20 protein-coding genes are annotated in these 21478 nt (G+C 71.5%); 17 read left to right on the top strand and 3 right to left on the bottom strand.

Annotated features, from left to right (window positions below):
• Nucleotides 1–47: 47 nt before the first annotated feature.
• The 9 genes from FJ309_12505 (at nucleotide 48) to FJ309_12465 (ending at nucleotide 8183) form a co-directional block, all read left to right on the top strand.
• Nucleotides 48–2234 (top strand): hypothetical protein, encoded by a 2187-nt coding sequence (locus FJ309_12505; GenBank protein ID MBM3955418.1) that lies wholly within the window; start codon nucleotides 48–50, stop codon nucleotides 2232–2234.
• Nucleotides 2235–2597: 363 nt separating this feature from the next.
• The gene (locus tag FJ309_12500) at nucleotides 2598–3326 is read left to right on the top strand and encodes a hypothetical protein (protein ID MBM3955417.1); all 729 of its coding nucleotides are present in this window, start codon (nucleotides 2598–2600) and stop codon (nucleotides 3324–3326) included.
• Entirely contained in the window at nucleotides 3323–4234 is a 912-nt protein-coding gene (locus FJ309_12495; GenBank protein ID MBM3955416.1) for a hypothetical protein, read from the top strand. Before FJ309_12500 ends, FJ309_12495 begins: the two co-directional genes overlap by 4 nt.
• Nucleotides 4231–5403, top strand: coding sequence for a hypothetical protein (locus tag FJ309_12490; protein MBM3955415.1), 1173 nt, complete (start codon nucleotides 4231–4233; stop codon nucleotides 5401–5403). The genes FJ309_12495 and FJ309_12490 overlap by 4 nt, the downstream gene beginning before the upstream one ends.
• Complete coding sequence (locus FJ309_12485) at nucleotides 5400–5834, top strand: hypothetical protein (protein ID MBM3955414.1); 435 nt, start codon at nucleotides 5400–5402, stop codon at nucleotides 5832–5834. Before FJ309_12490 ends, FJ309_12485 begins: the two co-directional genes overlap by 4 nt.
• The gene (locus FJ309_12480) at nucleotides 5831–6304 is read left to right on the top strand and encodes a hypothetical protein (GenBank protein MBM3955413.1); all 474 of its coding nucleotides are present in this window, start codon (nucleotides 5831–5833) and stop codon (nucleotides 6302–6304) included. Before FJ309_12485 ends, FJ309_12480 begins: the two co-directional genes overlap by 4 nt.
• Nucleotides 6301–6720 carry a hypothetical protein gene (locus FJ309_12475; protein MBM3955412.1) on the top strand — a complete coding sequence of 140 codons (420 nt, stop codon included), beginning with the start codon at nucleotides 6301–6303 and terminating at the stop codon, nucleotides 6718–6720. The genes FJ309_12480 and FJ309_12475 overlap by 4 nt, the downstream gene beginning before the upstream one ends.
• Nucleotides 6717–7580 (top strand): DUF1559 domain-containing protein, encoded by an 864-nt coding sequence (locus FJ309_12470; GenBank protein ID MBM3955411.1) that lies wholly within the window; start codon nucleotides 6717–6719, stop codon nucleotides 7578–7580. Before FJ309_12475 ends, FJ309_12470 begins: the two co-directional genes overlap by 4 nt.
• A gap of 351 nt (nucleotides 7581–7931) precedes the next feature.
• A complete protein-coding gene (locus FJ309_12465) occupies nucleotides 7932–8183 on the top strand; it encodes a hypothetical protein (GenBank protein ID MBM3955410.1) in 252 nt (83 codons plus the stop codon).
• Between the two features lie 122 nt (nucleotides 8184–8305).
• Here the strand turns inward: FJ309_12465 and FJ309_12460 are convergent, their stop codons facing one another.
• Nucleotides 8306–10399 (bottom strand): FAD-dependent oxidoreductase, encoded by a 2094-nt coding sequence (locus FJ309_12460; protein MBM3955409.1) that lies wholly within the window; start codon nucleotides 10397–10399, stop codon nucleotides 8306–8308.
• Between the two features lie 368 nt (nucleotides 10400–10767).
• On the opposite strand from FJ309_12460, the gene FJ309_12455 reads away from it, so the two are divergent.
• The 7 genes from FJ309_12455 to FJ309_12425 are packed head-to-tail and all read left to right on the top strand — an operon-like array spanning nucleotide 10768 to nucleotide 17531.
• Nucleotides 10768–11589: a xanthorhodopsin gene (locus FJ309_12455; protein ID MBM3955408.1), complete on the top strand. Its 822-nt coding sequence runs from the start codon at nucleotides 10768–10770 to the stop codon at nucleotides 11587–11589.
• Nucleotides 11590–11624: 35 nt separating this feature from the next.
• On the top strand, nucleotides 11625–12581 hold the full coding sequence (locus FJ309_12450; GenBank protein ID MBM3955407.1) for a hypothetical protein: 957 nt from the start codon (nucleotides 11625–11627) through the stop codon (nucleotides 12579–12581).
• Nucleotides 12578–13759 carry a lycopene beta-cyclase CrtY gene (gene crtY / locus FJ309_12445; protein ID MBM3955406.1) on the top strand — a complete coding sequence of 394 codons (1182 nt, stop codon included), beginning with the start codon at nucleotides 12578–12580 and terminating at the stop codon, nucleotides 13757–13759. Before FJ309_12450 ends, crtY begins: the two co-directional genes overlap by 4 nt.
• Nucleotides 13756–14751 (top strand): hypothetical protein, encoded by a 996-nt coding sequence (locus tag FJ309_12440; GenBank protein ID MBM3955405.1) that lies wholly within the window; start codon nucleotides 13756–13758, stop codon nucleotides 14749–14751. The genes crtY and FJ309_12440 overlap by 4 nt, the downstream gene beginning before the upstream one ends.
• The gene (locus FJ309_12435; GenBank protein ID MBM3955404.1) at nucleotides 14748–16298 is read left to right on the top strand and encodes a phytoene desaturase; all 1551 of its coding nucleotides are present in this window, start codon (nucleotides 14748–14750) and stop codon (nucleotides 16296–16298) included. Before FJ309_12440 ends, FJ309_12435 begins: the two co-directional genes overlap by 4 nt.
• Nucleotides 16282–17277 carry a phytoene/squalene synthase family protein gene (locus FJ309_12430; protein ID MBM3955403.1) on the top strand — a complete coding sequence of 332 codons (996 nt, stop codon included), beginning with the start codon at nucleotides 16282–16284 and terminating at the stop codon, nucleotides 17275–17277. Before FJ309_12435 ends, FJ309_12430 begins: the two co-directional genes overlap by 17 nt.
• 41 nt (nucleotides 17278–17318) lie before the next feature.
• Complete coding sequence (locus FJ309_12425; protein MBM3955402.1) at nucleotides 17319–17531, top strand: hypothetical protein; 213 nt, start codon at nucleotides 17319–17321, stop codon at nucleotides 17529–17531.
• A gap of 19 nt (nucleotides 17532–17550) precedes the next feature.
• Here FJ309_12425 and FJ309_12420 read toward each other — a convergent pair whose 3' ends face one another.
• Entirely contained in the window at nucleotides 17551–19251 is a 1701-nt protein-coding gene (locus tag FJ309_12420) for a deoxyribodipyrimidine photo-lyase/cryptochrome family protein (GenBank protein MBM3955401.1), read from the bottom strand.
• A gap of 147 nt (nucleotides 19252–19398) precedes the next feature.
• Between FJ309_12420 and FJ309_12415 the strand changes: the two genes are divergently transcribed.
• Nucleotides 19399–20316 carry a dihydrodipicolinate synthase family protein gene (locus FJ309_12415; protein MBM3955400.1) on the top strand — a complete coding sequence of 306 codons (918 nt, stop codon included), beginning with the start codon at nucleotides 19399–19401 and terminating at the stop codon, nucleotides 20314–20316.
• 16 nt (nucleotides 20317–20332) lie between these two features.
• Here FJ309_12415 and FJ309_12410 read toward each other — a convergent pair whose 3' ends face one another.
• The gene (locus FJ309_12410; protein ID MBM3955399.1) at nucleotides 20333–21469 is read right to left on the bottom strand and encodes a hypothetical protein; all 1137 of its coding nucleotides are present in this window, start codon (nucleotides 21467–21469) and stop codon (nucleotides 20333–20335) included.
• Between the last annotated feature and the right edge of the window lie 9 nt (nucleotides 21470–21478).

Raw genomic sequence — 21478 nt, 5'->3', positions numbered from 1 at the left:
GGAAGAGCGGGGCCGTCGTGGTCGCCCTCGCGTCAGCGGTCGTGTTGATGACGACGGACGCCCGGGCCGCGTCGCCGCGCGCCGGTGTCGAGCCGTTACCCGTCGTGGCCACCGTCGAGCGGCAGCCGCTCCTGGCCGCCACCACGCGCCTGGCCGCGGCCCTGGAGCAGGCCGGAGCGCCGCTGCCGGCCGGGCTCGTGGCCGGCCTCGGTAGCGCCGGCGACGACGCGGCGACCGCACGGGCGGTGCAGGCGGCGCTCGATCCCCTCTGCCTGTGTGCGATCGATCTGACCGGCGAGCGGCCACGCGTGGTGGCGGCCGATGGTCCGGTCTCACTCGTCGAGCAGGGCTGGCGGACGTTTCTCGTCAAGGTCGTCAATCCGCGGGGCACGACAGCCACTCTCGCCCTCGACAGCCCGCAGGCCGGCGCGCTTGCCAAGGCGAAGGCCGAGGAGATCGCCGGGCGCTGGCTGGCCTTGGCGACGATCGACAGGCAGCCGCTGGCTTCCGCCCTGTCGGGGCTCGATCTGGAATACCGGATCGTCGAGCTGTTTTCGCGCGAGGCGGGGCCGGCGTTCGCCCGGATCGAGTGCCGGCTCGACGGCGCCGCGGCCGCCGCCGGCGCCGACATGGCGTTTCGTGCCGTTGCCTCGCAGCCGGTCACGTTTCGCATCGCCGACGAGCCCGACCGGCCGGCGGCGGCGAAGATCGAGATCACCGACGGCGCCGGGCGCGTCTACCCGCCGCAGGCCAAGCGCCTCGCCCCCGACCTGTTCTTTCAGAAGCAGATCTATCGGTTCGACGGTGAGACGGTGCGGCTGCCCGACGGGGCGTATCGTGTCGAGTGCTCGCGCGGGCCGGAGTCGATTCCCGAGTCGGTCGAGCTGGTCGTGGCGGGCGCCCCGGCCGAGGTGCGCCACACGGTGCGGCGGTGGATCGATCCGTCGCGGCATGGCTGGTGGTCGGGTGACCATCACATCCACGCCGCCGGCTGCGCCCACTACGAATCCCCGACCGAAGGTGTCGAGCCGATCGACATGCTCCGCCAGTGCATGGGGGAAGACCTCAAGGTCGGGTGCTGCCTCACCTGGGGCCCATGCTTCGACTACCAGAAGCGCTTCTTCACCGGGAAGCCCGACGACGTCAGCCGGCCTCCCTACCTGCTGCGCTACGACATCGAGGTCTCCGGGTTCGGGTCGCACGTCTCCGGCCACCTCAACCTGCTGCGCCTCACCGAGCAGATCCCGCCGGGAGGCGACTCGAAGCACCACTGGCCCACGCTCGGCCTCGCCACGCTCCGCTGGGCGAAGCGCCAGGGGGCGGTCTGCGGCCCGGCCCACTCCGCCAACGGCCTGACCAACTCTGTCGGCCGGCTTCCCGGCACCGACGGCAAGGACGGGCCGAACCGGCTGCCGAACTTCGACATCCCGGCGTTTGACGGCATCGGGGCCAACGAATTCATCGTCGACGTGCCCCACGAGGTGCCGGGGCCCGACGGCCGGCCGGTGCCGGCGGTCGATTTCATCTCGACGATGGACACCGACCCGACCGCCGAGCTCACCATCTGGTACCACGTCCTCAACTGCGGCTACCGCGTCCGCGCCAGCGGCGAGACCGACTTCCCCTGCATCTCCGGTGAGCGCGTCGGGCTGGGGCGCGTGTACGCCAAGCTCGACGGGCCGCTGTCGTTCGACGCTTGGGTCGATGCGATCCAAGCGGGGCGGAGCTACGTCAGCGACGGGGCGACACACCTCCGCGATTTCGCCGCCGACGTGCCGGGCCAGGGGATGCGCGAGTGTGGCGTGGCGGGGAGCGAAATCCGGCTCGCGGAGCCGGCCGAGCTGACGTTTACGGTGGTCGCGGCCGCGCGCCGCGCCGGTGGCGGCACCGTGCCCGTCGAATTGATCGAAAACGGGTTTCTCGTCGCCCGAGCGGAGATCCGCGCCGACGGCAGCGAACAGCCGCTGTCGTTCCGCCACCGCGTCGGCCGGAGCAGTTGGGTCGCCGTCCGCAGTTTTCCCGGGGCCCATGCCAATCCGCTGTTCGTCCTCGTCGGCGGTAAGCCGATCCGCGCGAGCGTCGACAGCGCCCGGTGGTGCGTTGCCGCGGTCGAGCAGTGCTGGAAGACGAAGCAGCGCAGCTACCGCGCCGAGGAGCTCGACGCGGCCCGCGCGGCGTATGACGTCGCCCGTCAGGCCTACGGGCGAATCGAGCGCGAGGCCGCGGCGGAGTGATGGGCGGTGTGTTGATGATCGGCGGTGGTGGTCTGGTTCGGTATCATATGGAGCGTCAGGTCGGAGACGTCGGCGCGGGAATTTCGGGTGCGTGCCGGCGTGGTGACCGGGTTGCGTGGGCGTCGCATGCTTGTCACGTGGTCGTCGCGTGATCGTCATGGGGTGATTCAGCCGATGCAGTCACGGGAAAATCGCTCAGACGCATCGATCGCGCACGCCACCGCGCGGCTGGCGCGGCTCGTCGCTGCGGCGATTCGTGCGCGAATCCCTGTCGTTGCCGGTAGGGGTGATGGCGGCGTTGGCAGCGCGGGAAGCGGAGGGCAGGGTTCCGCCGTCGCCGATCGTGCCGGTGTCTTGGGTGTCTTGGATCCGCTTGCCGCCGAGCTCGAGCGGTCGGATGGTTCAGGAGCGTCGGCAGTCGCGATCGTCGGCCGGGTGACGCCCCTGCTCCCGCCCGAAGTCGGGGCGGTGCTCATGACGGCGGCCTCCGGGGGCGATGGCCAGGCAGCCCTCGCCGCGCTGTATGAGCAGGCGGCTGGCGCGACCCATGCCGGGTGGCGGTTTCGGGTCGACCTGGTCTATCCGCTGCTCGTCTGCGCGCTGGCGGCGGCGGGTGTGGCGTCGCTGGCGTGGTGGTATGGGCCGCTCGTCGCCGCGGTCGACGACACGCTCACCGGTCCGCAGGCCGGAGCCGTGTTCGACGCCCGGCCGGTGGTCAACGTGATCCGGTGGCCCGTGATCGGTGTCGGCCTCCTCGGGGCGGCCGCTGTGGCAGCGCTTGCGATGACGTCGCGCGGGCAACGGGCCGCGACCGGAACGTCGCGCCTTGCCGACGTGATCGCGTCGTTCACCGAACCGGCCGCCCGGCGGCAGGCCACGCAGGCCGTCACCGAGCACGAGCGGCTCGTGCGCGATCAGCGCCAGCGGGCGTGGGGCAAGGTGCCGGCGATCGTCGGCAGCGTCGTCGCCGGAGCGGCCGTGCTGGTCTATGGGCTGGCGTTGTTTCAGCCCCTGGTCACGCTGTTGCTTCGTGTCGCGGAACAGCCCGCGGTCGCCGAATGGCGCGGTGCCGAGCCGGAGCGAGGGCGATGAGCACCGCCGCCGGAGCCGACGATGTCTGGAGCCGCCACGTGGCGGCCGCGGTCGCCAACCGCGCCGCGCTCCTGCCGCTGGTCGACGCGGTCGCCGATTCTCTCGACGCGGAGTCGGGGGCTGGGGTGAGCCGCCGCTGGCGGGCGGTGTCGGTGGCGCTTGCCAGCGCCGATCCCGCCCGGGCTGCGGCTGCCGCCCGCTCCGACCCGGCCGCGTGGCTGCCGCTGTTTCCCGCCACGGAGGCTGCCGAGAAGCGGCTCGCGCGGCTCCTCGGCGAGGCCCGCCGGCCACTCCTCACGTCGTCGCGGCAGTGGTCGGCACTGGTCTATCCGCTGATCGTGCTCGGTGTCGCGACGCTGGTGCTGTTCGCGTTGTCGGTGACGGTGATGCCGGCGTTCCGAAAGCTGTTCGACGATTTCGGTCTCCAGCTGCCGTTGGTCACGCGGGCCGTGCTCATCGCCACCGACCTCCTCGCCACGGGCTGGCTGCCGGCTACGGTCGCGGGGCTCGCGCTCCTCGCCGCCTGGTGGCTGGCGGTGCGCTACGGCCCGCGCGGGCCCACCGTGACCGCGGGATTCACGCAGGCCCTCGCCGGCCTCGTGGCCGCCGGTGTGCCGGCGGACGAGGCTGTCGTCCTTGCCGCTCGGGGTGTTGGGCAGGCCGGGGAGGGGAGCGGCGCGACGCCGCTGACGAATGCCGCGCGCGAAGCCCTGGGGTTGCCACCGGATAGCGCCGGGCGCGTGCTCGACGCCGTCGCCGAGTGCCACGCCGACCGGACGCGCCGGGCCGCCGACGGGATGGCCTGGTTCGTCGGGCCGGTGGCGGTCGGCCTGGTCGGCTCGTTCGTCGGCCTGGTCACCATGGCGCTGTTCGCTCCGCTGATCAAGCTTGTGGTGAGTCTGTCATGAGCGACTCCCGCCGCGATCGCGCGCTGCAGGGATGGTTCCCGTCGCTGGTGCCCCTCGTGCAGTGGCTCAGCGATTGCCTGTCACGTGCCGTGGCACGCGGTCCCGGGCGCCGCTCGGCGGCGGTGCTCCGCCTCCTCGCGGTGAGCGACAGGGAAGGGATTCCCCCGGCGCGGCTGCTCGCGGCGTGGGCCCGCGATGAACGGGGTGGTCAGGCCACGCGGGTGAAGCAGGCCGCCGAGTTGCTCGCCGCCGGAGCGACGCCAGGGGAGGTGGTGAAACGCGTGCCGGGACTCGTGACCCTCGACCATGCCGCTGCCGTGTGCTGCGGCGAGCGGCTCGGGCTGCTGCCGCAGACGGTGGCAGCGACGCTTTCCGCCGACGCGGCTCGCGACGGGACGGGCTGGGGGCGGTTTCGCGCCACTCTCGGCTACCTCGCCGTCGTCGTGTTCGTCTTTTCGTGCGTGGCGTTGCTCCTGGGGCTGCGTGTGATCCCGCAGTTTCAGCAGATCATCAGCGAATTCGACATGGGCGAACCGATGGCGCTCCGACTGGCGGCGGGCGTGAGCACCGTGCTCGGGTTGCCGGCAGCGGTCGTGCTCGTTCCTCTCGCCGTCGTCGTCGGCATGATCCAGGGGGTCGCCGAGATGGCCGGACCGTGGGCCGCGATCCCGGTGATCACCGGGTTGATCATCGTCGCGTGGCTCGCCTTCCGGACCGTCGTGCGGCTCGTGAGCCGCTTGATCGGCGGGTGGCTCGTCGCGCCATTCCGCCGCCCGTTTCGCCGTGCCGCCGCGCTGGATCACCTGGCCGTCGCACTCGAGGCGGGGCTGCCGCTGCCGGAGGCGGCGAAGGTCCTCGCCGATTGTCAGGGCGACGGACCCGTGGCCGGGAGCCTCCGGCGGATCGCGACGGCGACTCCCGATCTCGCCGCCGCCGGCCTGGCGACAGGCGCGGAAGCGGAGTTCTTCGCAGCCTCCACGGCGAGCGGCGTCGGCCCCTGGGCGCTGCACACACTCGCGCGCGAGGCTCGTGAGCGCGGCTCGCGGCGGGCCCTCGCGTGGAGTAGCGCGCTGGTGCCCGTCGCCGCCGCGGTGATGGGGGCGGTGGTGCTCCTCGAGGCACTCGCGATGTTCGTGCCACTGGTGCGATTGATCAGGGGGTTGGCATGACGACGTGCAACCGCCGGGTCGCGCAGCGCGGTCGAGTCGAGCGCCGCGGGCTGTCGAGCCTCGAGACGGTGGCGGCGCTGGCGATCCTGACCGTGATCCTCGGCTCGACGATGCCGCTGTTCGTGCGCCATCTGCGGCTCCTCGCCGATTCCCGCCACGAGCGGATCGCCATGGAGGAGCTCGCGAATCGGGCCGAGGTCTTGGCGAGCCTGCCGCCGGAAGACGTGGCGGCGTTCGTCGCCCGGCCGCCCCTTTCCGACCGCGCGCGCCGCCGGCTCCCCGGCGCGGTGCTGTCGGCCCGCCGGGAACAGCTCGGCCGCGTCGTCCTCGCGCTGTCGTGGGACGCACCCGGACGCGCCTTGCGGCCGGTGGCACTGGCGGTATGGTTGCCGTCGGCCGACGTCGCCCCCGGAAGGGAGGCTGCCCGATGAACCGCCGCGGTGCGTCGCTGGTGGAGTTGCTCGCCGTGATCACCGCCACGTCGGTGGTGCTCACGATCGGTGCCGGCCTGATCCACCGGGCGCTCGGCCTGCAGGCCGCGTCGCGGCACCATCTCGAGCACGACCGCACGGCACTGGCCCTCGGGCGCCGGTTCCGCGCCGATGTCCATGCCGCTCGCGCGCTCGACGGCACCGCCGCCGGCCAACGGCTGCTGCGGATCACCACGGCGCGGGGCGAGGCGATCGACTACCTTGCCACGCCGGCGGGGCTGCGCCGCATGGCGACGGCCGATGGCAGCCGTGCCACCAGGGAAGACTACCGGCTCGGCGCCGGGACCGTGTGGCGGGTCGAGGCCGAGGGCGCCCTGGTGCGCCTCACCGCCACGGGCACGGCCACTGGCGCGCCGCCGAGCGAGGTCGAGATCGTGGCCCACGCCGCCGGCCTCGGAGGTGACCGATGACCCGGCCTGCGGTCCTGCCCCGGCGCGGCGCGGTGATGTTCGTGGCGCTGGCCGCCCTGGCGACGGTGGCGGCGATCGCCGCCGCGATGCTCTCCGGGGCGCTTGCCGGCCGCCGCCAGCTGCGCGCCGAGCGCGACAGCCTCCAGGTGGAGCAGTTGCTCGACCTGGCGACCCGCGAAGCCCGGGAGCGGGGTGCCGCCGGCCACGGGGCCGACGGGATGCGGGTCGTGCCCACCGACGCGATCGTCGGCAGCGGCTCCGCCCGGATCACGACCACGGTCGCCCCCGGAGGCGACGGAGCCGTGCGCGTGGTCGTCGAATACCCGCTTGAAGGGCCGGTCACGATCCGGCGCACCCGAGAAGTCACCGGTCCCGTCTCCGCTCGATCCCCGTCACATGAGGAACAGTCGCCATGAACCACTTCCCGACCCCCGCGTTGCGGCGCGCCTTCACGCTCGTCGAGCTCCTCGTCGTGATCGCGATCATCGGCGTGCTCGTCGGGCTGTTGCTTCCGGCTGTCCAGGCGGCGCGCGAGGCGGCGCGGCGCTGCAGCTGCGCCAACAACCTCACGCAGCTCGGGCTGGCGCTGCACAACCACGAATTCAGCCAGGAGGCGTTTCCCCCCGGGGTCACGGGCGATCCCGGGCCGATCCGCAGCGTCGCCGAGGGGAGGCACGTCGGGTGGATCGTGCGTCTCCTGCCGTATCTCGAGCAGCAGGCGGTGGCCCGGCACTTCGACGAGGCGGCGGGGGCCTATGCGGAGGCCAACGCGCCGGTGAGGAAGCTGCGGATCCAGGTGCTTCTCTGCCCGTCGGATCCGCTCCGGGTGTTCGACCGGCAGGAGCCCGACATCGGGCACTCGACCTATGCCGGCTGCCATGCCTCCGCGGAGACGCCGATCGACACCGGCAACGACGGCGTGCTGTTTCTCGACAGCCGGATCCGGTTCGGCGACATCGAAGACGGTTCGTCGAACACGCTCCTGGTCGCCGAGCATTTTCTCGGCGGCGACGACCTCGGCTGGCTGTCGGGGACGCGCTCCACGCTCCGCAATACCTCGCGGATCGAGGACGTGCCGAAGCTCGAAGGAGCGGACGAGGCGGCACCCGACGCGCTATTCGTCGGCGGACTCGGCAGCTACCACCCCGGCGGGATCCAGGTGTCGCTCGCCGACGGCGCGACGCGTTTCATCTCGCGAACCGTCTCCCCCGACGTCCTCCGCCAGCTCGGCGCCCGCGCCGACGGCGAGCTGCCCGCCGACAACGGCGAGCGCTGAGAGGTCGCTTCACTCCGCCGCGACGGGGATGAACTGCACCGCGTCGATGATCACGTTGACATCCACGAATAGGCGTCCATACAGTGAAATTCCGGAATCGTGACGAGGTGTTTTCGTGGTGCGCTACACACTCGATTCGGAAACCAGCCGCCAACTCGGCAAAGCCACCCAGCCCGTCGAGTTGTGCGACCACGCCGGCACGGTGATCGGGGTTTTCTTTCCGGAACGAGGGGGACGCGGCCTACCCCCTCCCGGTCTCCAATCGTCGCTGAGTGCCGAGGAGATCGAGCGCAGGCGCAGCGCCCGAACGGGGCGCACGCTCGACGAGATTCTCCGGAGCGTGGAGCCGAGATGAGGCATTTCGTCTTCTGGGTTCCCGAGGCAGACGAAAAACTCCAGGCAATCCTCGCGGCAGCGGATGCGATGCCCGATCTCATTCGCGTCGTTCGGGAAGTCGACTTTTGGCTGGCGCGCGACCCGCTCGATTTCGGTGAGTCGCGATTCGACACGGTACGACTGGGAGTCGTTCGCCCGCTCGCCGTGCTCTTCGATGTGATTGCCGATCCGCCGACGGTGATCGTGCTCGACATCTGGCAGTACTGAGCGCTGGATACCGGGTCATTGACGGGGGCTGCCGTCTCGGCGACACGCCCGCCCGGCTGATCACCAGCCGATCCGCCGACGGCGAGCTGCCTGCCGACAACGGCGAGCGCTGAGAGGTTGCTTCACTCCGCCGCGACGGGGATGAACTGCACCGCGTCGATGATCACGTGGTCGGTCGTGCCCGCCGTGTCGACGACCACGCTCGTCGCCTTGCCGGCGGGGAGGACGAAACGGCCGAGGACAAACCCCGTCTCCGGCGGCTTTTCGCGCTGGTCGAGCGTCACGGTCGTCGTTCCGGCGGGTGACTCGATCCGTACCGGCACGGCGCGGCTGCGGTTGGAGGCCGCAGTGTAGAAGTAGCGGATCTCGTAGCGTCCCGCGGCCGGCAGGTCGGGAGTGAACCGGGCACGCTTGCGCCCTTTCCCCTCGCCGCCGTCGTGGAGGTAGTCGTCGCCGACGAAGCCGCCGATCGAGTGGCTCGTCGACCAGTCTCCCTCGAGCTCGGCGGCGGGAGTGTCGACGACGACACCGGCGAGCTGCGCTGCCTCGAGCTGCGGCTTCCGCGCCGGGCCGGTCCAGTCGAGCACCTGGCCGTCGGCACGGAGGCGTTCGGCGAGGGCTGGGTAGGGCACGTCCTGGACGGCCGTGCCGGCGTCGATCGCCAGCGCCGCCGCCGTCGCGGCCGACTGGCCCAGGACCATGAACACCGGCTCCATCCGGATCGATCCGTAGGCGATGTGCGAGGCGGCGAGGCAGACCGGCACGAGGAGGTTCTCGCACTCCTCCTTGCGCGGGCGGATGCTCCGATAGGCGATCCGGTAGGGGGACACGCCGACCTGGATGTCGCCTTCGTTGCGCACCGTGCCGTCGGCCGTCACGGTGCGGCGGACGTTGTGGGAATCCATGTTGTAGGCCCCGAGGCCGACCGGATCGTCGGCGACCAATCGTTGCTGGCAGTGGTTCTGGTTCATCACCATCTCCGACACCATCCGCCGTGCCTCGCGGACGTAGATCTGGTGCGGCCAGTTGTCGTTGTCGGTGAACTCGTCCCTGGCCAGGCCGAGGCGCTGGAACTGCTCGCGGACCTCCGCCGGCACGCGCGGATGGTTGGCGAGCGACCACATCAGCCCCTGCTGGTAGGCCCGGTGGTCGGCGACGATCCGCGCGCGGGTGGCGTCGTCGGCAGTCGGATAGGCGTGGTTGGCCCCGAGGTAGTCGGTGCTGATCGCGAAGTTGTTGTTGGTGTCGGTCTTGCGGTTGGGCATGAATACCGGGTTCCAGGGGATCCTCCGGTCGCCGGCCTCGAAGTTCCGAAACAGCATTTCGAAGGTCTTCTCGTCGTAGCCGGCCGGTTTCGGCCAGGGCCGCCGGTTGTCGGGGGCGTCGGTCGTGCACATCCGGAAGCAGTAGGCCTGCACGCGGGCGTCGCCGGCGCCGTCGGTGCCGGCCGGTTCCGGATCGACGAGCGCCACCAGGCCGCTGGTCGGATCGCCGGGCACGACGTAGGGATCAACGTCGTGGGTGAACTGGTGCTTCGTGGCCCGCGCGACCTGGATGCCGTTCAACGTCTCGCCATACACCGCGTTTGCCTCGCGGCCGACGTGATACGAAACCCCCGCCGCGGCCATCAGGTCGCCCTCGTACGTGGCGTCGATGAACACCGTCCCGGGAAACTCCCGCCCCGACACCGTCCGCAACGCCCGGATCCGGTGGCCGTCGAGCCGCGCTCCGCCGCCCACGCGGTCGAGGCGCTCGCCGACGATCACCTCGACGCCGGCCTCGGCGATCCAGTCGCGGTACACGTTCGCGGCGACGTGGGGTTCGAACGTCCACATTTCCTCTTCCCCCGGCACCTTGCGGCGGCTCTGGTAATCCTCCATCCGCTCCTGCCGCCAGGCCTCGGGCCGGGAATAGTGCCTGCCGATGCGCCGGTAGAACTCGCGTGCCAGCCCGCCGATCGCAGCCTTGTTGCCGATGTCGGTTGCCCCCAGGCCCCCGGTGGTGAGGCCGCCGACATGGCCCGACGGCTCGATGACGACGACGCTCTTCCCCATCCGCCGCGCCTGGATCGCGGCGATGATCCCCCCGCTGGTCGCCCCGTAGACGACGATGTCGCGGGGCGGCTCGGCGCGAGCCGACAACGACGCGGCGCCCGTCGTGACGGCGACCGCCAGCGCGATCGAAAGCCGCTGGAAGTGGCTGGACAACGTACGCATGAGAGGTCTCTCGGCGCAGGGAAAACCACAGCCTGGCGTTGCCCAGGTGGGACGGGCCCCACCCATTGTCGGCGTGCGATCAGGGATCGTAGCCGAGCGGTGAGCGGCCGAGCCACCGGCGTGAGGCTATGGGCGGCAGGGCCGGAATCTGGCCGGGCGAGGTGGTGCGTTGCGGCGACAGAGAATCCCGTCCCGAGAGGGGTTCGCCGTTGGGGCGGATCCGTGGCTCAGGATTCTGCCACTGGCCGACTCACCGTCTGGTGGCTCTTATTCCTTATCGCGGCGACGGTGTCGGGCGGCCGCGGCGTTTCCGTCATAGCCAAAGGGGTGAACTCATGATCCAGGGGTTGGCTTTGTTGGCATCGTCGATGCCGAATCTGACGCTGTTCCAGTACAACGCCGTCGACAACATCTTCTCGATGACCGTCGCGACGATGGGGGCCGCGGCGCTGTTCCTCTACATGTCGCGTGCCCACGTCGATCCGGAGTACCGGCCGGCGCTGCTGGTATCCGGGCTGGTGGTGTCGATCGCCTGCTACCACTACTTCATGATCCGGCACAGTTGGCACGGGGCTTACACGCTGGTGGACGGCAACTACAAGGCCACGGGCGCCGCGTTCAACGATTTCTACCGCTACGCCGACTGGATCCTGACCGTGCCGCTCCTGATGGTCGAACTGGTGGCTGTTCTCCGCCTCCACGCCGAGAAGGCGACGAACCTGCTCACGCGTCTGGTGATCGCGGCGGCCCTGATGATCGCGCTCGGCTACCCGGGCGAGGTGATCGCCGACCAGTCACGGTGGATGGAGCGCGTCATGTGGGGCGGGCTCTCTTCGATCCCGTTCTTCTACATCTTGTACGTGCTCTGGACCGAGCTCACCAAGTCGCTCGACAGCCAACCGCCGGCGGCGCGGAGGCTTCTCGAGATCGCCCGTCTGGTGATCCTCGTCACCTGGGCCGTCTACCCGATCGCCTACGCCCTCGGTGGCACCCCGGACGCACTGGCGGCAAAGGCCGGCACCGCCACCGCGGCCAGTGGGATCGTCGGTGCCAACGGCGTGGTCGGCCTGCAGATCGGTTACGCGATCGCCGACATGACCGCGAAGGCGGGATTCGGCGTGTTGATCTATCTGATCGCCAAGGCCAAGAGTACGAAGACCGCCGCGGGCGGCGACTACGCGGCGGCCTGAACCCGTGACTTCACGCAACCGCTGGTGGTCATGACATGCACGCGGCCTCGGTGATCCTGCTCTCGTGGGCGCTGATCGGGGCCGCGTGTTGCTTTCACCTCCCGGCCGCGGTCACGGCCGGGATCCTGGCCCTGCTCGTGGCGGTGGTCGGCCTGCCTCACGGTGCGGCCGACCACCGCTACGCCCGTCCGCGCCTCGAACCGCTTCTCGGAACCCTGTGGCTGCCGGTGTTTCTCGGCGGCTACGCGGCGGTCATGGCCTCCGTCGTGGCCGGTTGGGTTGTCGCACCGGCCGCCACGATCGTGGTGTTTTTCCTCGCATCGGCGTGGCATTTCGGCCGGGAAGAACCGCGCCCGCTCGGACCGTGCCGCCTGCGGCCGCTGTTTCGATTCGCTCGCGGGGGGCTCGTGATCTGGACGCCGCTGGTGGTCCACACCGCCGACGTCCGAGGAATCCTCGGGATCGTCGCCCCCGCGGCACCGGCGTTCGCGATCGATCGCTCCGTCGCCCTGCTGACGGCTTGCTCCTGGGCGCTGCTCGCCGTCGCGGCGGCCGGATGGATGATCCAGGGTCTGGCCGCGGTGCGCCGCGGCGGGCGGGTCAGGCGAGTGCTGCTGGTCGATAATGCCCTGGTCGCGTCGCTGGTAACGCTGTTCGCCCTCGTCGGCCCGCTGGTGGGCTTCATTGTCTATTTTTGCGCCTGGCATTCGGTCCGCGGGCTGCGGCGGCTCCGCGTCGAGCTCGGCGAAAGTTGGCCGGTGCTGGCCAAAAGCCTCGCGCTGCCGACGGGCGCGGCGATCGCGCTGATCGGGCTCGTGGCGTGGGTCGGGCTCGACACCGCGGGCTGGAGCCACGCGCTCATCCGGGCGACGTTCGTCGGGTTGAGCGCCGTCGCGATGCCGCATCTGCTGCTGCACGGCGTGGCACCGTTGTCGGAGTCGTCGGTCGTGAGCTCCTCCAACCGCGTGCTCGGCGCGGGGAGCCCCGCATGACCACGTCCGTGGAGTTCGACTACGCGATCGTCGGTGGCGGCCTGCAGGGCTGCCTCGTGGCCCACGCGCTGGCCTGGCACCGGCCGGAGGCGACCGTGCTGCTTGTCGAGCGCGCAGCCGCGCCGTGTGGCAATCACACCTGGTCGTTTCACGAGACCGACGTCGCCGCGTCGGCTCGCGGCTGGTTCGACCCGCTGGTCGTCCACCGCTGGCCTGGCTACCGCGTGCGCTTTCCCGGGCTGTCGCGGCGGGTCGGGATTCCCTACGCCTCGCTGACCTCCGATCGTCTTCGCGCGTCCACCGTGGCGTTGGCGAGCGGGAGTGGGGCCCGGCCGAACGGGCTCGTGATTCGCTGCGGTGAGCCGTCGGAGATCGTGTCGGCGACGACCGTGAGACTCGGCAGTGGTGCCGACGTGACGTGCCGGGTGATCCTCGATTGCCGCGGCCGGGCGACTTCGCAAGGAGGGGCGTGCGGATACCAGTCGTTCATCGGCCATGAATTCGAGACCGGCGGGCGGTGGCCGGCGTCCGAGCCGACGGTCATGGACGTGCCTGCGGACCAGGCGGAGGGGTTCGAGTTTCTTTACGAACTGCCGCTCGGGCCCGATCGGGTGCTTCTCGAGTACACGCGGTTCCACGAACAGCCGGGCTGCGACGACGGCCGGGCCAATGCCCTGATCGCGGCACGGCTGGCCGAGTCCGGCGTGGGAGCACCGCGGACGGTCCGCACCGAGCGCGGATGCCTGCCGATGCCGTATGACCCGGCAACCGTGTCCAGGGCACCGTGGCCTGCGGGCGGCTACGCCGGCGGGTGGTATCACGCGGCGACCGGATACTCGATGCCCCTTGCGGTCCGCTTCGCCGAGATCGTCGCCCGGGCCCATCCGGACCGGGTGGCCGCGGAGGTCGCCACGGCCGCCGCGACCGACCGGTACCGCCGGGGGTTCGCCCGGTTTCTCAATCGCCTCCTGTTCTGCCTGGTCAGGGCCGAGGATCGGTGGCGAATCTTCCACCGCTTCTACGGCGTGCTGCCGGAGGACCGGATCGCCAGATTTTACGCGCATCGCTTCACCTGCTCCGATGCGGCGCGGATCGTGCTCGGCAGGCCGCCGCTTGGTCTGGTGCCGCTGCGATTCGCGAGGTCGTTCGTCTCAACCCCCGGTCCGGTGCCGACATGACTGCCCAGCCTCTCGGTTTCTCGGGCCCCGCCCATGTCAGCGCGCGCACGCGGCACGGCTGGTCCAAGGCCCTCCGCCTCGCGCCCGATCTCTACCCGGGCGTCGGTGGCAAGCGGCTGCGGGCGGCACTGCTCGAAGGGGCTCATGCCTTCGCCGGCGGCCGCGGTGCGGCCCCGGGGGAATTCGTCGATGCGGTGGAGATGCTCCACGCCGGCGCGCTGGTGATCGACGACTTTGAAGACGATTCGCACACCCGCCGCGGCCAGCCGGCGCTCCACCGGGTGATCGGACCGGCCCGCGCGGTGAACGCCGGGAACTGGATGTATTTCCGGGCGTTGGAACTGGTGGCGACGGGGGGAGATCCCGGCCGATCGGCCGCGGTCGTGAGCCGATTCATCACCGTCGCCCGGCAGTGCCACGAGGGGCAGGCGATCGATCTGTCCACCCCCGTCGACGAAGTCACGCCGCGCGAAGCGCTCGTCACCGCGCTGGCGATCTCGCGCTGGAAGACCGGACGCCTGACGTCACTCGCTGCCTGGTGCGGAGCGCACGCCGCCGCCGGGGACCCCGACACGCTCCGTGCCGTGGCCGCCTTCGGGTGCCGGGTGGGAATCTGCCTGCAGATGAAAAACGACCTCGACGAACTGGCCGGGCTCGTCGATGGCGCCGACCGATGCGACGACCTCCGCAATCGCCGTGTCACCTGGCCGTGGGCGTGGGCCGCGGCGGAGCTGTCGGCCGGGAGGTTCGCCGCCCTGCAGCGCCGTCTGCGAGTGGCGACCGGAACGACGTGCGCCTGTCGTGCGCTGGCGCACGATCTGCTCGACGCGACCCATGGGCGGGCCGTGGCCGCGATCAATACCCGGCTGGCACGTGCGGTCGAGCGGCTCGCCGCCGCGGCCGACGGGGGGCGCGATCCCGGCCCCTTGGCCGCGGTGGCAAGCGCGCTTGTGATCGGCGCCGAGCCGGTGACGGCGGAGGCCGCTTCATGAGCGTGGCGACCGACGCCGGGACGGTGGCGCCCCGGTTGACCACCGGTCAGCGACGGCGTGCGGCCGTGATCGGCAGCGGGTTCGGCGGGCTCGCGGCGGCCGTTCGCCTGCAGTCGATGGGGTTCGACACGGTGTGCTACGAGACCCACGACCAACCCGGCGGCCGCGCCGCCGTCTACGAGGATCGCGGCTACATCTTCGACGCCGGGCCGACCGTGATCACGGCCCCCCACTGCCTGGAGGAGTTGTTCGCGCTCTCCGGGCGGCGGATGTCGGACTTCGTGCGCCTGTTGCCGGTGACGCCGCTGTACCGTCTCCGGTGGAGCGATGGCGTGGAGTTCGACTACGTCGCCGACGAAGCCGGTCTGATCGAGCAGGTGCGGCGGGTCAACCCCGCCGACGTCGATGGGTACCGCCGCTTCGCCGACTACTCACGGCAGGTGTTCGCCAAGGGCTACGAGGAGCTCGGCGCCGTCCCGTTTCTCCATTTTGCCGACATGATCCGCGCCGCTCCGCAACTGGCCCGCCTGCGCGCCGACCGGAGCGTGTACGCCACCGTCTCGCGATTCGTCACGGACGAGCACCTCCGCCAGGCATTCAGCTTTCACCCGCTCCTGGTCGGTGGCAATCCGCTCGAGACCAGCGCGATCTACACGCTGATCCACTGGATCGAACGGAAGTGGGGCGTGTTTTTCCCCGCGGGGGGCACCGGCGCGTTGGTCCGCGGCCTGGTGCGGCTGTTTCACGAGCTCGGTGGCACGCTCCGGCTCGAAGCGCCGGTCGACCGCGTCGCGCTCGAGACCGTCGGCGCCGCGACCCGGCATGTCGTCCATGCCGCCGGCGGGCCGCCGCAGGCCTTCGACCTGCTCGTCTCGAATGCCGATGTCCACCACACCTACGCCACGCTCTACCGCGGCGTCGCCGCCGCGCGGCGCCGGCAGCGCCGGCTGGAACGAATGGCGTGGTCGATGTCGCTGTTCGTGCTGTACTTCGGCACCGACCGGCGGTATCCGAATCTGGCGCACCACACGATCCTGTTCGGGCCGCGGTTTCACGGACTGCTGCGCGACATCTTTCACGGCCATCGTCTTCCCGAGGATTTCAGCCTCTATCTCCACGCTCCCACGATCACCGACCCGACCATGGCCCCGGCCGGGTGTGAGTCGTTTTACGTCCTCAGTCCCGTGCCGCACCTGGGCAACGCGGCGATCGACTGGGACGCGGTGGCCGAGGGCTACGGCGACGCCATCCTCCGCGCCCTCGAGCCGCACCTGCCGGGAGTCCGCGCGGCGATCGTGACACGTCGGCACGTCACACCGGCCGATTTTTCATCCCGGTTCCACGCCGCCCATGGGTCGGCCTTCTCGGTCGCACCTTCGCTCACGCAAAGCGCTTACTTTCGGCCCCACAATCGCGACCCGGACATCCCCGGGCTGTATCTCGTCGGGGCAGGCACCCATCCCGGGGCCGGCGTCCCCGGCGTCGTCAACTCGGCAAAGGCCACCTGTGCCACGATCGCCGCCGATTTCCATGTCGCGCCGCACTGACGGCCATCCGCCACCGGCCGGCACGACCTTCGTCTGCTCTGGTGACGAAGGGAAACCGAGCCGGTCTCTCGGGGCGTCCTCGGCCGGAGAGTCGATCCGGCGGCACAGCCGGTCGTTCTCGTTCGCCAGCCGCCTCCTCCCGGCCGCGAAGCGCGCCGACGTGGAACGCTTGTATGCCTGGTGCCGGTGGTGCGACGACGGCGTCGACGCCGCCCCGACGCCGCAGCAGGCCCACGCCTTCGTCGACCGGGCCACCGAGGATGTCCGCCGGATCATCGCCGGCCGGAGCGCGATCGCCGAGGAGAGCCGCTGGCTCGAGGAGCTCGTCGGCCGTCACGACCTTCCGCTCGCGGCGGCGCTGTCGCTCCTCGACGGCATGCGCTCGGACCTGACGCCGGCGGCGGACTTCGACGAGGCCGACTTGCTCCGCTACTGCTTCCGCGTCGCCGGAACGGTCGGGGTATTGCTGTGCCCGATCCTCGGTCTGGCCGATCGCGGCCTGCTCCCCCACGCCGCAGCGCTCGGGATGGGGATGCAGATGACCAACATCGCGCGCGACGTGGCGGAAGACTGGGGGCGGTCGCGCTGCTACCTGCCGGTCGGATGGACCACCGGCCTCCGTCCCGGGAGCGGCCCGCCCGACCCGGAGCGGGTGCGCCAGGGTGTGGAGACGATCCTCGGGGTCGCCGACGGCTACTACACCGCCGGGGAGTCCGGCATCGGCGGGCTCGCGGCCGATGCCCGCCTCGCCGTCCGGGCCGCGGCGCGGATCTACCGCGGCATCGGCACCCGGATCAGGAGCCGCGATCACCGGGTGCTCGACAGGCGCGTCCGGGTCTCGACGCTCGGGAAACTCGGGCTGTTCGCCGGCGCGTTGTTCGCGGGCTCTCACACGCGCCGGCGGGTGCCGCTCGACGACCGCGCCCAGGGGGCGCTCGCCGTGGCCGAGCGACTGTTGGCGGAATGTGAGGTATCGTGAGGGGGTGATCGAGCGTGCGAACCCCGATCGGGAGTGCCGACATGAAGTGGAGTGCCTGGAGCGTCGTGTTCACCGGACTGTCGTTGACGAGCGTGACGGCTGCGGTGCTGTTCGTTCTCGTGGCGATCAATCCGAAGGACGCCGCCTACGGTTCGACGCCGCTGTTCTATGCCGCCGGCTCGGCCGTGTCGGCGTTCACCTTCCAGCGGGCCTCGGCGTGGGCTGCACGCCGCGCCCGGCTGGCGGAGATGTGAGGGCTGCGGCGCCCCCCGGTCACGGGGCGCGATCGCCGGCGGGGCCGGCGGGTTGGTCGCCGTCGAGGTCGAACAAGAACCGTCGCTGCGGATCGGCGTGGGTCGACGACTTCCGCTTCCGGTCCGCTGCCGTGGTCTTCCCGAACAGCCCGCGGCGCACCGGATCCTGCTGCATCGCCCCGCGCCGGTCGCGGCGACTGCCGTGGCGCCGCGCCACGGCGCGGGCCTCGGCCCGGGCTTCCGGTTCGCCACGCACCGCCGCCAGCCGACGCTTCGCCACGCGGACTTCCGCGGCGTGGTCGACGATCGGCGCCGCGTAGTCACGCCCGACGAGGCAGCCCGCCCCCTGCTGCACCGCCGGAGGCATCGTCCACGGCTCGTGGAGATACGCCGTCGGGACGCCGGCCAATTCCGGCACCCAGCGGCGGATGAAGACCCCATGCGGATCCTGCTCGAGCGCCTGCTTGGTGGGGTTGTAGATCCGCAGGGTGTTGATCCCCGTCGTCCCCGACTGCATCTGCATCTGCGCCCAGTGGATCCCCGGCTCGAAGTCGAGGAATTGGCGGGCGAGGTACAGGCCGGTGGGGCGCCAGTCGAGCCACAGCGAGTAGCTGGCGAACGACACGAGCAGGGCCCGCATCCGGAACGTCGCCCAGCCGGTGGCGACGAGGCTCCGCATGCAGGCGTCGACGAGCGGGTAGCCGGTGCGCCCCGCCTGCCAGGCGGCGAGGCGCTCCGGGTAACCGCCGGGATCGCGGAGGCCGTCGGCAGCACGGAGCATGTTCGCCGATTCGATCGCCGGCTCGTCCTCGAGCTTCTGCATGAAGTGGCAGTGCCAGTGGAGGCGCGACTGGACCGCGCGGAGGCTCCGCTGCCAGGCCTCGGCAGCAACGCGCTGGCGGCCGTCGGTCGCCGTCGCGAGCTCCTCCCGCGCGGTCAGCCGCCGCGCCTCGCACGCCTGCCACACCTGCCGCAGCGAGATCGCCCCGAACGCGAGGTACGGGCTCAGCCGCGAGCAATTGGTGGCCGCGTGCACCGGGCTGCTGATCCCGCCGGCATACCCGCGCCCCCGGCGCGCGAGGAAGTCGGCGAGGATTCCCTCGGCCGCGCGCTGGCCGCCTGCTTGGCGCTCCCGCAGGTCAGGGGGCAGGCCGAGGTCGCGGCACCCGAGAAGCCCCGCCGATTCGAGGCGGCCGATCCGATCGCGGCCACCGCTGCCGGGGGCGCGTGGCACCGTCGCCTGTGGCGCGGTCATGCGCTGCTCCCAGAGGCGGTTCCAGCCGTCGCGCGACGGGAGCCGCCGGACGACGCCGGTCTGCGGGAGCTCCACCAGTTCGATCCCCACCTCGCGGGCCCAGCGGCGCACGCGCCGGTCGCGCGCGTAGGTGACGGCGGTCCCGGTCTCCTCGTGGGCGACCAGCAGGCCGAAGCCGAGCTCGCGGCGGAGCCGCTCGAGCGCTGCCACCGCCTCGCCGCGGCGGGTCACCAGCCGGATGCCGAGCGTGCGCAGGGACCGCTCGACGTCGACGAGGCACTCGCGCTGGAACTCCGTGTGGCTCGGGTGCCATTCGGGCTGCCCGAGGACCTCGGGCTCGTAGACGAACAGCGCCACGACCGCACCGCCGCGGGCACGGGCGACGGCGGTCGCCAGCGCCGCGTGATCGGTGGCGCGGAGATCACGCTTCAGCCAGACGACGACGGCAGGAACAGGAGCGGGCATTGGCGCGGCGGGTGTCGTGGTGTTCCCTCGCCGAAGGATAGGCGAGCCGGCCATGCTCGGGAGCCGTGGATCGGCCACGTGCGGGTACACTGCCGCCGAGCGGCATCCCACCGCGATCCCGCGAGCCGAAGTCCCGGAGGCCCTCTCGTGACCGCACCGATCACCGGCATCCTCACGCCCCACATGGTGCCGCTCGACGGCCAGGGGCGGATCGACGAGGACGAGCTCGCGCGGCTGGTCGACTGGCTGATCGGCAAGCGAGTCCACGGCCTCTACCCCAACGGCTCGACGGGGGAGTTTCTCCGGTTCACGGTCGGCGAACGGCGGCGGATCGTGGAAATCACCTGCCAGGCGGCGGCTGGGCGCGTGCCGGTGGTGGCCGGGGCCGCCGAGGCCAACGTTGCCGAGACACTCGCCGCCTGCGAGCACTGCCTCGACTGCGGCGCCCGGGCGGTGGCGATCGTGGCGCCGTTCTACTACCGGCTGCCGGCCGAGAGCGTGTATGCGTATTTCGCGGCGATCGCACGCGACAGCCCGATCGACGTCACGCTCTACAACATCCCCTTGCTCGCCTCGCCGATCGACGTGCCGACGGTGGCGCGGCTGGCGGCGGAGTTTCCCCGGATCATCGGGATCAAGGACTCCAGCGGCGACATCGGCCAGATGATCCGCTTGCTCGCCGCAGTACGGCCGGTGCGCCCCGAGTTTGCGGTGCTCACCGGCTGGGAAGGGGCACTGGTGCCGATGATCCTCGCCGGCTGCGACGGCGGGACGCACGCGACCAGCGCCGTCGTGCCGGAGCTGACGCGCGCCGCGTTCGACGCGGCCAAGGCCGGGGACCTGGCCACGGCGTTCGCGCTGCAACACCGGATCACGCGCGTGTTCGACGTCGTGTTCGGCGGCGCCGAGTTTCCCGAGGGGTTCCGCGTGGCGACCGGCGTCCGCGGCTTCAAGATGGGCCCGTCGCGCCAGCCGGCGACGGCCGAGCAGCACGCCGCCCGCGCGCGGCTCGCCGACCGCGTCCGCCGACTCCTCATCGAAGAGGGCATCGAGGGGATCAAGTAGCCGGCCGTGGAGCAGCTCACGACAGCCGGCCGCGGGCGTCGACCGGCAGCGGCACGAGCGCGTCGTCTTCGTGCCACCAGACCACGTCCTGGAGATTGACGCACGGGCAGACATGGTTGGGGATCACCGTCACCCGCTCGCCGACGCGCGGACGGTGGGCGCAGCGCGAGACGTCGACCTGGCCGTGCTCCTCGGTGAGGCGCGTGATCACGGCGTCGGGGTATTCGACGACATGGCCATGCCCCGACTGCGGGGCGGGGCCACAGGGGTCGCTGGTCAGCGTCTTGCTGCCGGCATCGAGGACGACCTGACCGGCGACGGCGTCGCTGACCACCGTGCACACCACGCGCGCGGCGCAGTCGGCGAGCGTGCCGAACCCGCCGCGGACGATGTTCATGTCGTTGTAGACGCTCGTCCCCGGCCGGATCTCGGTGCACTGTGGGATCAGGTGCGACATGAAGGCCGTCGGTGTCGAGCCCCCCGAGACGATCCGGCGCGACAGCCCGGCGCGGTCGAAGCGATCGATCGCGTCGGCGAGGCGCTCGGCGATCCCGTTCAGGACCGGTGCCTGGTCGTCCGGCGGCATCTTCACATGGCCGGGGTAGCACATGATCCCGTCGAGGCGGAGGCCCGGCAGCCTGTCCACGACGGCCGCCAGGTCGACCGCGGCCGCCGGCGAGGCGACGCCGGTCCGGCCGAATCCGACGTCGAGATCGACGAGGACGCCGATCGTGGTGCCGGCCGCCCGCGCCGCCGTGGACAACGCCGCGGCGGCGGCGGCGGTGTCGAGGCCGACGGACACGGCACCGTCGCCCGCGAGCCGCGCGAGGCGCGCCGTCCGCGCCGGGTCGACCGCCGGATAGGCCATGAGGATGTCGGTGGGCGCGCCGGCCGTCGCCATCACCTCCGCCTCTCCGACCTTCGCGACCGTGAGGCCGATCGCACCGGCAGCGAGCTGGAGGCCCGCCACGAACCGGCTCTTGTGGGTCTTGGTGTGGGGGCGGAGGGCGATGCCATGCCCGCGGCAGTAGGCGGCGAGCCGGTCGATGTTGCGCCGGGCGACGGCGCCGTCGATCACCAGCGCCGGCGTCGGGAGAGTGGCGAGGTCGGCGGCGAGGGGGTCGCCGGCGAGCGGCAGTGTCGTCGTGGCCATCGCAGGTTC

The sequence above is a fragment of the Planctomycetota bacterium genome, assembly GCA_016872555.1.
In the GTDB taxonomy this organism is placed as follows: Bacteria; Planctomycetota; Planctomycetia; order Pirellulales; family UBA1268; genus F1-20-MAGs016.
Note: the sequence above shows the minus strand (reverse complement) of the source record. Positions and strands in the feature narration are given on the sequence as shown.